16 protein-coding genes are annotated in these 14,076 nt (G+C 70.8%); 5 read left to right on the top strand and 11 right to left on the bottom strand.

What is annotated here, in order from left to right; all coding sequences use genetic code 11:
* Positions 1-96: 96 nt before the first annotated feature.
* Both rlmB and cysS read right to left on the bottom strand, forming a co-directional pair.
* A complete protein-coding gene (gene rlmB / locus QBE02_RS15280; RefSeq protein ID WP_279366484.1) occupies positions 97-1,095 on the bottom strand; it encodes a 23S rRNA (guanosine(2251)-2'-O)-methyltransferase RlmB in 999 nt (332 codons plus the stop codon).
* The gene (cysS, locus tag QBE02_RS15275) at positions 1,088-2,488 is read right to left on the bottom strand and encodes a cysteine--tRNA ligase (RefSeq protein ID WP_279366483.1); all 1,401 of its coding nucleotides are present in this window, start codon (positions 2,486-2,488) and stop codon (positions 1,088-1,090) included. Before cysS ends, rlmB begins: the two co-directional genes overlap by 8 nt.
* 77 nt (positions 2,489-2,565) lie before the next feature.
* On the opposite strand from cysS, the gene QBE02_RS15270 reads away from it, so the two are divergent.
* On the top strand, positions 2,566-3,018 hold the full coding sequence (locus tag QBE02_RS15270; RefSeq protein ID WP_279367900.1) for a GNAT family N-acetyltransferase: 453 nt from the start codon (positions 2,566-2,568) through the stop codon (positions 3,016-3,018).
* On the opposite strand, the gene ispD is transcribed toward QBE02_RS15270, so the two are convergent.
* Both ispD and QBE02_RS15260 read right to left on the bottom strand, forming a co-directional pair.
* On the bottom strand, positions 3,015-4,217 hold the full coding sequence (gene ispD / locus QBE02_RS15265) for a 2-C-methyl-D-erythritol 4-phosphate cytidylyltransferase (RefSeq protein ID WP_279366482.1): 1,203 nt from the start codon (positions 4,215-4,217) through the stop codon (positions 3,015-3,017). The two genes, QBE02_RS15270 and ispD, sit on opposite strands and share 4 nt — an antisense overlap.
* Positions 4,218-4,332: 115 nt before the next feature.
* On the bottom strand, positions 4,333-4,815 hold the full coding sequence (locus QBE02_RS15260; RefSeq protein ID WP_056229249.1) for a CarD family transcriptional regulator: 483 nt from the start codon (positions 4,813-4,815) through the stop codon (positions 4,333-4,335).
* 160 nt (positions 4,816-4,975) lie between these two features.
* Between QBE02_RS15260 and QBE02_RS15255 the strand changes: the two genes are divergently transcribed.
* Positions 4,976-5,536 (top strand): DNA modification methylase, encoded by a 561-nt coding sequence (locus QBE02_RS15255; protein ID WP_279366481.1) that lies wholly within the window; start codon positions 4,976-4,978, stop codon positions 5,534-5,536.
* 56 nt (positions 5,537-5,592) lie between these two features.
* Here the strand turns inward: QBE02_RS15255 and QBE02_RS15250 are convergent, their stop codons facing one another.
* Both QBE02_RS15250 and QBE02_RS15245 read right to left on the bottom strand, forming a co-directional pair.
* A complete protein-coding gene (locus QBE02_RS15250; protein ID WP_056229258.1) occupies positions 5,593-6,276 on the bottom strand; it encodes a response regulator transcription factor in 684 nt (227 codons plus the stop codon).
* Complete coding sequence (locus QBE02_RS15245) at positions 6,273-7,487, bottom strand: sensor histidine kinase (RefSeq protein WP_056229261.1); 1,215 nt, start codon at positions 7,485-7,487, stop codon at positions 6,273-6,275. Before QBE02_RS15245 ends, QBE02_RS15250 begins: the two co-directional genes overlap by 4 nt.
* A 172-nt stretch (positions 7,488-7,659) precedes the next feature.
* On the opposite strand from QBE02_RS15245, the gene phoU reads away from it, so the two are divergent.
* A complete protein-coding gene (phoU, locus tag QBE02_RS15240; RefSeq protein WP_074696631.1) occupies positions 7,660-8,343 on the top strand; it encodes a phosphate signaling complex protein PhoU in 684 nt (227 codons plus the stop codon).
* A gap of 63 nt (positions 8,344-8,406) precedes the next feature.
* Here phoU and QBE02_RS15235 read toward each other — a convergent pair whose 3' ends face one another.
* Positions 8,407-9,153: a phosphoglyceromutase gene (locus QBE02_RS15235; RefSeq protein ID WP_074696629.1), complete on the bottom strand. Its 747-nt coding sequence runs from the start codon at positions 9,151-9,153 to the stop codon at positions 8,407-8,409.
* 62 nt (positions 9,154-9,215) lie between these two features.
* Between QBE02_RS15235 and QBE02_RS15230 the strand changes: the two genes are divergently transcribed.
* On the top strand, positions 9,216-10,004 hold the full coding sequence (locus tag QBE02_RS15230; RefSeq protein WP_279366480.1) for a class I SAM-dependent methyltransferase: 789 nt from the start codon (positions 9,216-9,218) through the stop codon (positions 10,002-10,004).
* A 3-nt stretch (positions 10,005-10,007) separates the two neighbouring features.
* On the opposite strand, the gene QBE02_RS15225 is transcribed toward QBE02_RS15230, so the two are convergent.
* The 4 genes from QBE02_RS15225 to QBE02_RS15210 all read right to left on the bottom strand — a co-directional run bounded on the left by QBE02_RS15225 (position 10,008) and on the right by QBE02_RS15210 (position 13,225).
* Positions 10,008-11,117 carry an FUSC family protein gene (locus QBE02_RS15225; protein ID WP_279366479.1) on the bottom strand — a complete coding sequence of 370 codons (1,110 nt, stop codon included), beginning with the start codon at positions 11,115-11,117 and terminating at the stop codon, positions 10,008-10,010.
* Positions 11,114-12,202, bottom strand: coding sequence for a YgfZ/GcvT domain-containing protein (locus QBE02_RS15220; protein WP_279366478.1), 1,089 nt, complete (start codon positions 12,200-12,202; stop codon positions 11,114-11,116). Before QBE02_RS15220 ends, QBE02_RS15225 begins: the two co-directional genes overlap by 4 nt.
* A 2-nt stretch (positions 12,203-12,204) precedes the next feature.
* Positions 12,205-12,804 carry an FABP family protein gene (locus QBE02_RS15215; protein ID WP_279366477.1) on the bottom strand — a complete coding sequence of 200 codons (600 nt, stop codon included), beginning with the start codon at positions 12,802-12,804 and terminating at the stop codon, positions 12,205-12,207.
* Between the two features lie 130 nt (positions 12,805-12,934).
* The gene (locus QBE02_RS15210) at positions 12,935-13,225 is read right to left on the bottom strand and encodes a hypothetical protein (protein WP_279366476.1); all 291 of its coding nucleotides are present in this window, start codon (positions 13,223-13,225) and stop codon (positions 12,935-12,937) included.
* Between the two features lie 114 nt (positions 13,226-13,339).
* On the opposite strand from QBE02_RS15210, the gene QBE02_RS15205 reads away from it, so the two are divergent.
* Complete coding sequence (locus QBE02_RS15205; protein WP_056229289.1) at positions 13,340-14,032, top strand: winged helix-turn-helix domain-containing protein; 693 nt, start codon at positions 13,340-13,342, stop codon at positions 14,030-14,032.
* Positions 14,033-14,076: the final 44 nt, after the last annotated feature.

Genomic DNA, 14,076 nt, shown 5'->3' with positions numbered 1-14,076 from the left:
GACGGAACCACGTCCTCATCCAGCGTGCCGTGATCGGGGCGCCCGGGCAATGCGACCCGGCGTGTTCGTCGGGCTTTCAGAGCCGGATCGTGGAGGTCACCGAGCCGCGCGGAGCGTCGACACCTGGTAGAGGGCGACGGATGCCGCGATGCCGGCGTTGAGCGACTCGGTCACGGCCGAGATCGGGATCGACACGACCTGGTCGCAGGTCTCGGTGACCAGGCGCGACAGGCCCTTGCCCTCCGAGCCGACGACGATCACGACGGGACGATCCGCGAGCTCGAGGTCGGGCAGCGAGACGTCGCCGTCGCCGTCGAGGCCGAGCACGAAGACGCCCTGCTTCTTGAACTCCTTCAGCGTGGCCGTCAGGTTGGCCGCCAGGGCGACGGGGATGCGGGCGGCGGCCCCGGCGCTGGTCTTCCACGCGGCGGAGTTGACGCTCGCCGACCGACGCTGCGGGATGATCAGCCCCTGACCGCCGAACGCGCCCGTCGAGCGGATGATCGCGCCGAGGTTGCGGGGGTCGGTGACGCCGTCGAGCGCGACGAGCAGGGGCACCTGGCCCTTGTCGATGATCTGCTCGAGCAGGTCCTGCGGGTGGGCGTACGCGTACGGGGGCACCTTGAGGGCGACGCCCTGGTGCACGCCGTCGAAGCCGGCCATGCGGTCCAGCTCGGGGCGGGTGACCTCGAGCACGGGGATGCCGCGGTTGGTCGCCATCGACAGCATCTCTTTGACGCGGTCGTCCATCTCGATGCGCTGGGCGACGTACATCGCCGTGGCGGGGATCTTCGCGCGGAGCGCTTCGAGCACCGAGTTGCGGCCGGTGACCGTCTCGGTATCGTCGGCCGCCTTGGGGCTCTTGCGGTTCGGGTTGCTGCCGACGGCGCGCACGCCCGGCTTCGCCTTGCCGCCGGCGGCGGCGTAGCGCTCCTGGGCGGCCTTGCGCTTGCCCGCGGGGTGCCAGGCGCGGTCCTCGGCCTTGGGGGTGGGTCCGCGCCCCTCGAGTCCCTTGCGGACGTGGCCGCCGGTCCCCTTCAGGGGTCCCTTCTTCTTGCCGGGGTTGCGTGCTCCCGGGCGTCCAGGCTTAGCCATCGATACTCCAATGCGTTCCGGCCGGAGTGTCCTCCAGCGTGATTCCTGCGGCGGCGATCGCGTCTCGAATGCGATCCGCGGCCGCCCAATCCTTGTCCGCGCGTGCCTGCGCACGCTGCGTGATCATCGTCTGGACGAGGGCGTCCAGAGCGGCGGTCTCCGCTCCCCCGCCGGTGCCACCCCACTGAGAAGAGTGAGGGTTGAGACCCAGGACGAGCGTCATCTGCGAGACGTCCGAGACGTCCTGCTTCGCTTCATCGTACTTGCCGGCGTCGAGCAGCGCATTTCCCGAGCGGATGCTCGTGTGGATCGCCGCCAGCGCCCGTGGCACCGAGAGGTCGTCGTCCATCGCTTCGACGAACTCCGTCGGGAGCCCCTCCTTCGCCTCGGACCATCCCGGCTTCACGAGGCGACCGGCTCGGTCGAGGAAGGTCCGGATGCGACCGAGAGCCGCCTCGGCCTCGGCCCAGGAGGCTTCGGTGAGGTCGAGATTCGAGCGGTAGTGGGCCGCAGCGAGGGCATAGCGCACCACGAGCGGTTCGTGGGCGTCGAGCACGTCGGAGGCGAGGGTGAAGTTGCCCAGCGACTTCGACATCTTCTGCCCGTCGACGGTGACGAGCCCGTTGTGCACCCAGTACCGGGCGAACGGGTCCCCGGCGGCGGTCGACTGGGCGATCTCGTTCTCGTGGTGAGGGAAGCGCAGGTCGAGGCCGCCACCGTGGATGTCGAACTCCGGCCCCAGGTATCGACGCGACATCGCCGAGCACTCGATGTGCCAGCCCGGGCGCCCCGCACCCCACGGCGAGGCCCAGGTCGCCGAAACGGGCTCCCCGGGCTTCGCGCCCTTCCACAGGGCGAAGTCGCGCGCGTCCCTCTTGCCCCGGGGGTCGGCGTCGGCGGCCGGCTCCATGGCATCCAGGCTCTGCCGCGTGAGCTCGCCGTAGGCGGGCCACGATCGGACGTCGAAGTACACGTCTCCGGCAGCGGCGTAGGCGTGACCGCGCTCGATGAGCTCCGAGATGAGCTCCTGCATCTGCGTCACCGAAGCGGTCGCGCGGGGCTCGTACGTCGGGGGAAGGATGCCGACGGCCTCGTAGGCCCGCGAGAACTCGAGCTCCATGCGATAGGCGAGGGCCCACCACGGCTCGGTGTCCCGCGCGTTGGCGAGGACCTTGTCGTCGATGTCGGTGACATTGCGCACGAAGGTGACGCGACCGTAGCGGTGGGCGAGCCAGCGGCGCAACAGGTCGAACGCGAGAGCCGCGCGGACGTGACCGATGTGGGGACCCGACTGCACGGTCGGCCCGCAGACGTACACCGTGACGTTCGAGGGGTCGAGGGGGACGAAGTCGCGCAGAGCCTGCGCCTTCGTGTCGTAGAGCCGAACAGTCACCGCCCCAGCCTACCGGCCGCCTTCCCGCGCGACCCGAGCGTGAAACACGGGGTCGTTAGGGTGCGGGAGTGCCCCTCATGATCCGCCCCGATGACCTGTCCGGAGACGCCACGCGCGCTCTCGTCGCCGCGCACCTCGCCGGCATGCTCGAGAACACACCCGTCGAGAGCGTGCACGCGCTCGACGTGGACCGTCTCGCCGCCGACGGCGTCACGGTGTGGTCCGCGTGGGTGGACGACGAACTCGCCGGTATCGGCGCGTGCAAGGACCTGGACGGGGGCCGGGCCGAGCTGAAGTCGATGCGGGTCGTGGAGGGCTTCCTCGGCCAGGGGATCGGTCGCGCCATCCTCAGGCACATCATGGACGATGCGCGGGAGCGCGGCATCCGAAGTCTGTGGCTCGAGACCGGGAGCACCGACAACTTCGTGCCCGCGCGACGCCTCTACGCCAGCGAGGGTTTCGTCGAATGCCCGGCGTTCGCGCCCTACGCGCCCGACCCGCTCTCCACCTTCATGTCGCGCGAGCTCTAGGCCGGCAGGAGCAATGCCGACGCGAAGGCGGCCACACCCTCGGTGCGTCCCGTGAAACCGAGACCGTCCGTCGTGGTGGCGCTCACCGATACCGCCGCACCGCCGAGGGCGGCCGACAGCACCTGCTCGGCCTCGACGCGACGCGACGCGAAGCGCGGGCGGTTCGCCTGCACCTGCACCGACACATTGCCGATGCGCCACCCTGCGGCTCCGAGCAGTCCGACGGTGTGCGCGAGGAAGGCGGCGGCGTGCGCCCCGGCGAATTCGGGCCGGTCCGTGCCGAAGTGCGTGCCGATGTCACCGAGACCCGCGGCCGCCAAGAGCGCGTCGACGATCGCGTGGGCGACGGCGTCACCGTCGGAGTGGCCCGAGAGCGCCTGCTCCCCCGGCCATTCGAGGCCCGCGAGCCAGAGCGTCCCCTCGCCGCCGAAACCGTGCACGTCGGTGCCGATCCCCACGCGCGGCGCCGTGTGCACCGGCGCCTGGACGAGGGATGCAGCGGGAATCGCCTGCAGAAGAGCTCGAGCACGGTCGAGGTCGGGTCCGGTCGTGATCTTGAACGCCACGGCGTCCCCCTCGACGGTGACCACGGAATGCCCCGCTGCGGCGACGGCCGCCGCGTCGTCGGTGTGGTCGACATCGACCGACGCGAGCGCCGATCGGAGCACGGTCCGCAGGAAGCCCTGAGGGGTCTGAGCGGCGGCGAGCTCCGAGCGGTCGACGGGTCCGACCACGCGTCCGTCCTCATCGACCCGCTTGATGGTGTCCACCACGGGGAGCGTCGGAATGACCGCCGCGGCTCCGGCGTCGATCGCCGCGACCACACGGTCGAAGACGGCGGCGGGCGTCAGCGCGCGCGCCGCGTCGTGGACCAGGACGATCTCGACGTCGGCCCACAGCGCGTCGAGGCCCGCGAGGACCGATTCCTGACGAGTGGCGCCGCCCACCACGACGGTGACGAGATCGGCGCGATCGCCCGCGGCATCCCGCGCATCGGTCAACGCCTCGCCCTCGTACCCCGTGGGCACCACGACGACCACCTGCGCGGTCGTCGCCGCGAACACACCGCGCAGGGCGTGGTGCAAGATCGACCGGTCGTCGATGCCGACGAACGCCTTCGGCGCTCCCCCCTTCAGACGGGTGCCGGAGCCGGCGGCGACGACGATGACCGCGAGACGGGGAACGGGGGTGAGAGTCACCCGTTCACGCTAGCGCGACCCGACAGGCGCCGCGGAACGCCGAAAGCCCCGGCCTCGTTATCGGTTCTCGACGACGGGGGCGGGGCGTCAGCGCGGGGGTCCCGGCGCCGGGGCGTCAGGACGCGAGGACCTCGTCGAGCACGACGCTCGCACGGTCTTCGTCGGTCTTCTCGGCCAGAGCGAGCTCGGACACGAGGATCTGACGGGCCTTGGCCAGCATGCGCTTCTCGCCGGCGGACAGACCGCGGTCCTGATCGCGGCGCCACAGGTCGCGGACGACCTCGCTCACCTTGATCACGTCGCCCGACGCGAGCTTCTCGAGGTTCGCCTTGTAGCGACGCGACCAGTTGGTCGGCTCCTCGGTGAAGGGTGCGCGCAGCACCTCGAAGACGCGGTCGAGACCCTCTTTGCCGATCACGTCGCGAACGCCGACGAGGTCGACGTTGTCAGCCGGGACCTCGATGACGAGGTCTCCCTGCGTGACGTTGAGCTTCAGGTATTTCTTCGTCTCACCCTTGATAACGCGTTCCTTGACCTCGATGATCGTGGCCGCGCCATGGTGCGGGTAAACGACGGTCTCGCCAACCTCAAAAAGCATGGAGTTATGTCCTTTCGGCAACATCCAGGATACCACAGGCCCGCATGCGCTAAGGTTCCGCCCACCCCGCGACCTTCCGCTCCTCGCGCGCGTGGGGGCGGCTCGACACCGCGGACCCCGTAGGATGATCTGGATGCCGTCTGTCGATCTTGGAGGATCCGTGAAAACGCGCCTGATCGCGTCCATCGCCGTGGGTGCCGCTGTCGTGCTCGGCACGACTGGATGCAACATCCTCGCCCCGCAGGCGACCACCATCGATTACTCCGCTTCGGACGGCGTGAACGTGCCGGCCGACTCCGGCCCGCTGCACGTGCGCAACGCGCTGATCGTCGCCAACGACGACGGCACGACCGGCAACTTCGTCGCGGCCATCGTCAACGACACCACCGAGCCGCTCACGCTGCGCCTCGAGGTCGGCGAGGGTTCGACCGCGGTCCGCTCCTCGGTGAACGTTCCCGCCAACCGGACCCTCAGCCTCGGCGACCTGGCCGACGACGTCGAGCCGCTGCGCCTCGACGACATCGACGCCGTGCCCGGCTCGACCGTGCCCGTCTACTTCCAGTCCGGCGACGGGCAGGGCGCACTCATCCAGGTCCCCGTGCTCGATGGTGCACTCGAGTACCTTGCTCCCCTGGCACCGAGCCCCGAGGCCACGTTCTCGATCCCGGCGACGCCCTCGGCCACGCCGACCCCGACTCCGAGCGCGACTCCCGCGTCCTGAACGAACGACGAAGGCGCCGACGGTCTCCGTCGGCGCCTTCGTCGTTCCCGCGGGGGTCAGGCTTCGAAGCGGTACCCCAGACCGCGCACGGTCACGAGCATGCTCGGCTCGCTCGGGTTCTGCTCGATGCGCGAGCGGATGCGCTTGATGTGCACGTCGAGGGTCTTGGTGTCGCCGAAGTAGTCGGTCCCCCACACGCGGTCGATGAGCTGACCGCGCGTGAGCACGCGGCCGGCGTTGCGCATGAGCACCTCGAGCAGCTCGAACTCCTTGAGGGGGATGTTGATCTCGCCGCCGTCCACGGCGACCGTGTGGCGATCGATGTCCAGCACGACCCGCCCGCCCGACAGGACGCGGTCGTCGAGGTCGGCCTCCTCGGGCGTGCGGCGGCGCAGCACGGCCCGCATCCGCGCGAGGAGTTCGCGGGTCGAGTACGGCTTGGTGACGTAGTCGTCGGCGCCGAGTTCGAGGCCGACGACGATATCGACCTCGGAATCCTTCGCCGTGAGCATGATGATCGGCACCTGAGAGGTCAGACGCACCTGACGGCACACCTCGGTCCCCGGCATCCCGGGGAGCATGAGATCCAGCAGGAGGATGTCGGCTCCGCGCTCGCGGAAGGCGACCAGTGCGAGGGCGCCGTCCTCGGCGATCTCGACCTCGTACCCCTCCCGGCGCAGTAGGTAGGCCAGCGGGTCGGCCAGATCGGGTTCGTCCTCGACGATCAGAACGCGGGTCATGCGGTGTCTCCCTTCGCGGGTACGGGGGTCGTCGCGGAGCCCTTGCGGCCCTTGCGACGGGGTTTGGGACGGACGCTCTCGAGGTCGGGAGCTTCCGACATCGGAAGGCGGATGGTGAAGGTCGAGCCGCGGTCGGGCCGCGACCACAGCCGCACCTCTCCCCCGTGGCGCTGGACGGCGTGCTTCACGATCGACAGGCCGAGTCCCGTTCCGCCGGTCCGGCGCGAGCGCGCCTGGTCGGCGCGGTAGAAGCGCTCGAAGACGCGGTGCTGGTCGCTCTCGGGGATGCCGATCCCGCGGTCGGTGACGGCGATCTCGACGACCGTGTCGTCGAGCTTGATGCCCACTCCGACCTTCGATCCCTCGGGCGAGTAAGCGATGGCGTTGGCCACCAGGTTGCCGACGGCCTCGGTGAGGATCTGCGGCTCCCCGCGCACCCACAGGCCCTTCGTCCCCCCGCGGACCACCGTGACCTGGGCGGCATCCGCCTGGATCGCGTACCCCTCGACCGCGGCCGTGACGACCTCGTCGATCGAGACGTCGCGCACGTCGCGCAGCTCGTCGGAGGCCTGCAGGCGCGAGAGGCTGAGGATGCGGTTGACGAGCGCAGCCAGTCGGGTGACCTCCGCCTGCAGGCGCGACGAGAAGTGCCGCACCTGGGCGGGGTCGTCGGCGGCGGACTCGATCGCCTCGGCGAGAAGGCTCACCGCGCCGACGGGGGTCTTCAGTTCGTGACTCGTGTTGGCCACGAAGTCTCGGCGCATCTCTTCCACGCGCTCGTGCTCGGTGATGTCGCGCAGGACGAGCAGGGTGAGGCGGGCCGAGATGGGCGTGGCCCGCACGGCCACGAGGCGCGGTTCGGCGGGAGCGGCGCCGCGGCGCAGGCGCAGGTTCTCGGCGATGCCCGAGCCGGTGTCGCGCGCCACCCGGGACACGCGCTTGAGCTCCTCGCTGGCGATCACCTCTCCGGCGTGGACGCCGAACACCTCGGCGGCCGGCGAGAGCGCCAGCACGGTCGATGAGGTGTCGCAGACGAATGCGGGGTCGTCCATCGCCCCCAGCATGGCCTCCACACCCTCGGGGACCTCCGAGGAGGTCTGTGCGAGGGAACGGTCGCGGGCGCGGAGGGCTGCGACCACGAGGCCGACCACCGCGGCCCCGACCAGGAGTCCTGCGAGGAGCGCGAGCAGCACGAGCTGCGGTTGTTCCATGCCCCCAGCGTAGAGCCGCCTCTCGGGCGTCACCGGCCGTTCACCCCCGTGCACGCCGCGGCAGAGGCTACTATTCACTGTCACAGCACCACTCGTTAACCTTCGCTGGGAAGAATCCCCGAGGGTTGCGGGACACCTATGTGCCGTGCCGCCGACGAGGAAGGTACCCGCCATGCGCGAAGTATTCCACCAGTCCCTCGAGGACGTTCAGAGCCGACTGGTCGAAATCGCCGACCTCGTGACCGTCGCGATCGACCGCGCCACGCGAGCCTTCGGCACGAGCGACGTCTCCCTCGCCGAAGAGGTCATCGAAGCCGACGCCGTCATCGACGAGAAGGCCTTCGAGCTCGACGAGCTCGCGATCGAGATCCTCGCCCGCCAGCAGCCCGTCGCCCGCGATCTGCGCATCGTCGTCACCGCCCTCCGCGTGAGCGCCTCGCTCGAGCGCATGGGCGACATGGCCGAGCACATCGCCCAGCTGGCGCGTTCGCGCTTCCCCGAGCGGGCCATCCCCAAGGGCCTGAAGAGCACCTTCACCCGCATGGGCGAGCTCGACGTCGAGGTGGCGCGCAAGCTCGCCGAGCTGCTGCGCACGCAGGACCTCCGCATCGCCGAGGCCATCCGCGACGCCGACGACGACATCGACGAGCTGCACGTCAGCGTCTTCGAGAAGGTGCTCGGCGACTCCTGGAAGGGCGAGGCCACCGCCACGGTCGACGCCACCCTCGCCAGCCGGTACCACGAGCGCTTCGCCGACCACGCCGTCTCGGTCGCGAAGAAGGTCGTCTACCTCGCGACGGGCGACTGGGCCGGCGCCGACGACGAGTCCGCTCACGAACCGAGCCCGGTCATCTGAGCCCAGAACAACAGAAGAGGGGGTGGATGCCGATCGGCATCCACCCCCTCTTCTGTTCCGGCGTCAGTGCTTGTTGCCCTGAGCGGCGACGGCGGCGGCACCGGCGGCCGCGGCCTCGGGGTCGAGGTACTCGCCCGGGCCGAGCGGCTTCATGTCGTCGTCGAGGCGGTACACCAACGGGATGCCGGTGGGGATGTTCAGCTCGGCGATATCGGCGTCGCTGATGCCCTCGAGGTGCTTGACCAGCCCGCGCAGCGAGTTGCCGTGCGCGGTGACGAGCACGGTTTTGCCCGCCTGCAGGTCGGGGACGATGTCGCTGTGCCAGTAGGGCAGCATGCGGTCGATGACGATCTTCAAGGACTCGGTGTCGGGCACCTCGCCGTCGATGCCGTCGTAGCGGGGGTCGCCCACCTGGCTGTACTGGTCGTCGGCGGGCAGCGCCGGCGGCGGAACGTCGAACGAGCGACGCCAGAGCATGAACTGCTCGTTGCCGAACTCCTCGAGGGTCTGCGCCTTGTCCTTGCCCTGCAGGGCGCCGTAGTGACGCTCGTTGAGGCGCCACGACCGCTTGACCGGGATCCAGAGGCGGTCGGCGGCGTCGAGGGCGAGGTTGGCCGTCTGGATCGCGCGGCTCAGCACCGAAGTGTGCAGCACGTCGGGCAGGACGCCGGACTCGGCGAGCAGTTCGCCGCCGCGCTTCGCCTCGGCCTTGCCCTGATCGGTGAGTCGCACGTCGACCCAGCCGGTGAACTGGTTGGTCTTGTTCCACTCGCTCTGCCCGTGGCGGAGGAGGATCAGCGTGTGAGGCATGACTCCATGCTACCGAGACGAGCGCCGCTGACCGGGGCCGCGAGGCCTGGCAAAATGTTCGGGTGACCCCCTCCCCCGTCGGCCGGCCCACGCGCGGCACGACCGGGGTCAATCGCCTCCGCCGGATCGATCGCTGGATCGCCCGTCACCCCGTCCTCCGCCGCACCGACGACCCCCTCGTGGTCGATCTCGGCTTCGGCGCGAGTGCCGTGACACCCCTCGAGCTTCTCGCCCGTCTGCGCAGTCAGCGACCGGATGCCGAGGTCCTCGGTCTCGAGATCGACCCCGACCGCGTCGCCCGAGCACGCGAGCAGGCCGCCGGCGTCGAGGGCGTGTCCTTCGCGCGCGGCGGGTTCGAGGTGCCGCTGCCCGGGAGCCGTCGCCCCGCGGTCATCCGCGCCATGAACGTCCTGCGGCAATACGACGAGGGCGACGTCGACGACGCCTGGGGCCGCATGTGCGCGCGGCTGCAGCCGGACGGCATCCTGGTCGAGGGCACCTGCGATGAGATCGGTCGCATCGCGACCTGGGCCGAGGTGGGGGCGGATGCCGTTCCCCGCAGCCTCACCATCTCGCTGCGTCTCGCCGAGCTCGACTCCCCCGCGATCGCCGCCGAACGCCTGCCGAAGGCCCTGATCCACCGCAACGTCGAGGGCGAGCGCGTGCACGAGTTCGTGGCATCCCTCGATCGGGAGTGGACCCGCGCTGCGGTGGTCGCCCCGTTCGGGCCGGTCCACCGCTGGCGCACGGCGATGCGGGCCCTGGCGGACGCGGGGTGGCCCCTGCTGCGCCGCGAGCGGTGGAGACTCGGCGAGGTGGGCGTGGCGTGGGAGGCCGTCGCTCCGCGCTGACCCTCAGACGCGCGGCAGGAGTTCGCGCGCGTCGGCCGAGGGCATCCCGGCAGCGACGAGCAGATCGACGGCGAGCGGACGCAGGGCCGCGATGAGGTTGAGCTCACCGACGCGCCCGTCCGGGAGGAGGACCGCCGGGTCGAGCCGCCGAGCGACCGCCCCGATCGCCTCGCGGGCGACGGGCTCGAGTGAGATGTCGTCGAGGCCGTCGCGCACGAGCCCCGCCCCTCGGGCCAGCTCGGCCAGAAGGTCGGCGGGAACGGGCCGGCTCTCGCCGTCGGCGCAGAGGTACGCCGCACGCCGAGCGACGACGCGCAGATTCCGCGTCGTGAGATCCAGCGCCCCGCGCACCCGCTCGTGGCGGTCGAGTTCGGTTCGCTGGCGGCGCAGGAACGGCGAGATGCGGGCGACCTCGCGACCGGATTCGAGCGACCCGCTCCACGCGTCGACGTAGGTCTGCAGCGAACGGGCACGCTCGAGACCGCGCTCCGCCCGGGCCCGGTCGCCCTTGCGCAGGGCCCGAACGATCGTGTCCATGGCCGCGTCCATAGCGTCGAATAGCTCGTCGGCATCGCGCAACTCGGTGCGACGCAGAGTTCGCGGGATGAGCGCGGTCACGATCAGCGCCGCGACACCCCCGACCGCGCCGTCGACCAGGCGGAGGAACGGGACGCCCGAGACCAGGACGAGGGCGATGAGCGACTGCACCACCGCGGCGAGCGCGAACCCCGGCTGCGGCGAGAGGAAGCGTGCGACCACGAGCGTGACCGTCATCGCGAGGGCGATCTGCCACCATCCCGCGCCCGCCACGATCAGCACGACCTCGGCGATCAGGATGCCGACCAGCATGCCCATGACCGTCTCGGCCACCCGCCACGGACGTGCGTCGCGGACGAGGCCCAGGCTCGACACCGTCACGGTCGCCGCCAGCAGCGGCACCGGATGCCCGAGGACGACGTGGGCGAACGCGAAGGCGGCCGTGGCGGCGACGACGATCTGGGCGATCGCGGGGAGCGACTCGCGGACGCGGACGAAGCGACGACCCAGCGTCGTGCGCCAGCGCGAACGGGCGACGACGACCCCGACGGTCGTCGAGGAGTCGTCGGTGCTCATTCCGCGGCGCGGCGGCGCCCGAGGCGCGGCAAGCGGGGAACCGAGGCGGTGGCCCCGGCGTCGGCCGGCACGACCGTCTCGGCTGCGGCGGCGAGCGGGCCGTCAGCGGTGTCGACGACGAGAGGCTCACCCTCGGGGGCGGTGCGCTTGACGAGGGCGAGGGCGATGGGGCCCTCCTCGTGGTGCACGGCGACCGAGGTGATGGCCCCGATCACGGTGTCGCCCGCGCGGACGACGTCTCCGCGAGAGGGGAGGACGTTGTCGCTGCCGTCGAGCTGCAACGCCACGACGCGACGCGGCGGGTGACCGAGGTTGTGCACCTTGGCGACCGTCTCCTGGCCGCGGTAGCAGCCCTTCGACAGGTGCACCGCCGTGCGGAGCCAGTCCATCTCGTGCGGGAGGAGCCGCTCGTCGGCGTCGACGGACACCCGGGGACGCCACGCGGCCACGCGCAGCGCCTCGACGGCGTCGAGACCGGCCAGAGCCGTCCGCCCCGCCGCGGCGGACGCGATCACGCGCTCGAACTCCGCGGCATCCACGATCGCTTCGGCCCAGTCGCGGTCGGCACCCGGGTGCGGGTCGACACGGGCGTACGCCCAGCCGCCGGGAGAGACGTCGGGCCACGGATCGACCCAGACGGGTGCGACGGTCGTGAGGGCGCTGACGGCCTCGCGCGTGCCACCGAGGACGAACAACTCGTCCGAACGATCGGTCACCACGACGCGCAGACGGAACCGCATGCGCGTGAGCCAGGTCGCGAGGGCCTCGGCGTCGGAGGCGTCGACGACGAGCCACGTGGTCTCGCCGTCGTCGACGACCGAGGCGGCGTGTTCGACACGGCCCTGCGGGTCGAGGATGAGGAACTCGGTCGAGACCCCGGGCGCCAGGTGCGTGAGCGCCTGCGACGACAGGGAATCGAGCCAGCTGCGTCGATCCTCGCCCGAGACCGTGATGACTCGGCGGTCACCGAGCGGGGCGAGGGCGGATCCGGATGCCAAGCGGCGCTGCTCCGCGACGGGAGCACCGACGTGGCGGAGGCCCCGGTCGTCGACGACCGCACCGGGGACGTCCGAGAACGAGGTCATGCTCACTCCGCCCGAGCCAGTCGAGCCGAGGCGTGCGAGCCGAGCTCGCGACCGAGGGCGGCGATGTCCCAGGCCCACAGCAGGTGGTTGTCGACGAGACCGTAGAGGCGGGTGGCCGCGGTGTAGGTCTTCGCTCCGGCCGTGCGGACGACGGCATCCGTCGCCAGGTCGATGCGCGGGCCCTTCACCTGCCCGACGTAGAGCTCGAGGATGCCGTCGGCGTGCGCCAGGCTCACCTCGATGTCGAAGCCGCCGTCGGTGTTGCGAAGCGCTTCGACGTCATCGGCCGTGCGGGTCACCGGGGCCGCAGTCGCCGGGAGCAGTCCGGGACCGGCATCGGCGTCTCCGACCGGCCGCGCGAGGCGCCAGTAGCCGATCTCGGAGACGAGCGGTCGCCGCTCTTCTCCCTCGAGGAGCCACGCGTCGGCGGAGTAGTTCAGGAACGCACCGCCATCGTGGCTGAAGCTCACCCGGTGGGCGAACTCACCCGAGAAGGATCGACCGTCGACCTCGTAGTCGATGACGCCGGTACCCTCCCAGACGCCGACCAACCACGAGAGCGGAACGAGGTCAGCCGGAAGATCGGTCGGGATCTCGATCACGACGCGCTCAGCGCTGGCCGCGGTAGAGGTTCCAGATGACCGTCCCGGACACGAAGGCGATCGCCAGCGAGGCGAGGCCGAGAAGTCCCACGAAGAACGCTTCGAGCGCGAAAAGGTCCATGGCTCGATCCTAGCCGGACACCAGCGCGGCGAGACCGAACCCCGCCGTGATGATGCCGAGCACCACCACCGCGCCGACGCTGCTGAGCGCCATGCGCTGGATGAAGGCCTGCGAGCGCCCGTACCAGAGCTGCACGGCGAAGGCCACGATGATGCAGCCGCCCAGGGCCACGGTGATCCACTGCGCGCGCCAGGGCTCGGGGGCGAACAAACCGATGAGCACACCCGCCACCGCGGCGAGCACCCACACGGCGACGACGCCGCCGAAGGTGCGGCGCGGCGCGAGGTCGGGCGTGGACATGCCCCCATCATCACCCACGACCCCCCTGATGCGCACGCGCAGCGCCGGTGTCGAGGGGCTGCGCCGGTCACCCTAAGATGATCGGGTGCGCGGCACGCCGCACGGGAGGTCCTCTTGGCACAGCTTCTGGTACTCAGCTCCGCCCCGGGCGGCGGCGCGGCCCTGCCTGCGCTCGAACTGCTGAGCCACCGCGTCCGACAGATCCCCGCCGAGGCCGCGCAGCTGGTGAACGCCCCCAGCGCCGACGTCATCTTCGTCGACGCGCGCTTCGACCTGGTCGGCGCGAAGTCGCTCAGCAAGATCCTGACGACCACCGGCGTCGAGGCGCCGCTCGTGCTGATCGTCACCGAGGGCGGACTCACCGCGGTCTCCACCGACTGGGGCATCGACGACGTCGTCCTGGTCGGCGCCGGTCCCGCCGAGATCGACGCGCGCATCCGACTCGCGATGGGCCGTCGCGCCGCCGATCAGGTCTCCACGCGCATTCAGACCTCGGGCATCACGATCGACGAGTCGTCCTACTCGGCGAAGGTGCACGGCAAGCCCCTCGACCTCACCTACAAGGAGTTCCAGCTCCTGCACTTCTTCGCCACGCACCCCTCGCGCGTCTTCACGCGCGAGCAGCTGCTGAGCGAGGTCTGGGGCTACGACTACTTCGGCGGCACGCGCACGGTCGACGTGCACGTGCGACGCCTGCGCGCGAAGCTCGGCGATCTCGAGCAGCTCATCGGCACGGTGCGCAACGTCGGGTACCGGTTCAACGTCTACGAAGACGACGCCCCCGCCGCGGCATCCCCCTCCGCATAAAGCCACACGCACCGCGTGTTCACTCCCGTGTCACCGACCCCTGC

It is taken from the genome of Microbacterium testaceum (genome assembly GCF_029761935.1).
Lineage (GTDB): Bacteria > Actinomycetota > Actinomycetes > Actinomycetales > Microbacteriaceae > Microbacterium > Microbacterium testaceum_A.
This window is presented reverse-complemented; position numbering and strand designations above follow the sequence as displayed.

Excerpts from the sequence above, each read along its gene's own strand:
- QBE02_RS15270 (WP_279367900.1), top strand. The coding sequence starts at position 2,566 with ATGATCCGCCCCGATGACCTGTCCGGAGACGCCACGCGCGCTCTCGTC.
- QBE02_RS15210 (WP_279366476.1), bottom strand. The coding sequence starts at position 13,225 with ATGTCCACGCCCGACCTCGCGCCGCGCCGCACCTTCGGCGGCGTCGTC.
- rlmB (WP_279366484.1), bottom strand. The coding sequence starts at position 1,095 with ATGGCTAAGCCTGGACGCCCGGGAGCACGCAACCCCGGCAAGAAGAAG.
- phoU (WP_074696631.1), top strand. The coding sequence starts at position 7,660 with ATGCGCGAAGTATTCCACCAGTCCCTCGAGGACGTTCAGAGCCGACTG.
- QBE02_RS15250 (WP_056229258.1), bottom strand. The coding sequence starts at position 6,276 with ATGACCCGCGTTCTGATCGTCGAGGACGAACCCGATCTGGCCGACCCG.
- QBE02_RS15220 (WP_279366478.1), bottom strand. The coding sequence starts at position 12,202 with ATGACCTCGTTCTCGGACGTCCCCGGTGCGGTCGTCGACGACCGGGGC.
- QBE02_RS15225 (WP_279366479.1), bottom strand. The coding sequence starts at position 11,117 with ATGAGCACCGACGACTCCTCGACGACCGTCGGGGTCGTCGTCGCCCGT.
- QBE02_RS15235 (WP_074696629.1), bottom strand. The coding sequence starts at position 9,153 with ATGCCTCACACGCTGATCCTCCTCCGCCACGGGCAGAGCGAGTGGAAC.
- QBE02_RS15245 (WP_056229261.1), bottom strand. The coding sequence starts at position 7,487 with ATGGAACAACCGCAGCTCGTGCTGCTCGCGCTCCTCGCAGGACTCCTG.
- QBE02_RS15260 (WP_056229249.1), bottom strand. The coding sequence starts at position 4,815 with ATGCTTTTTGAGGTTGGCGAGACCGTCGTTTACCCGCACCATGGCGCG.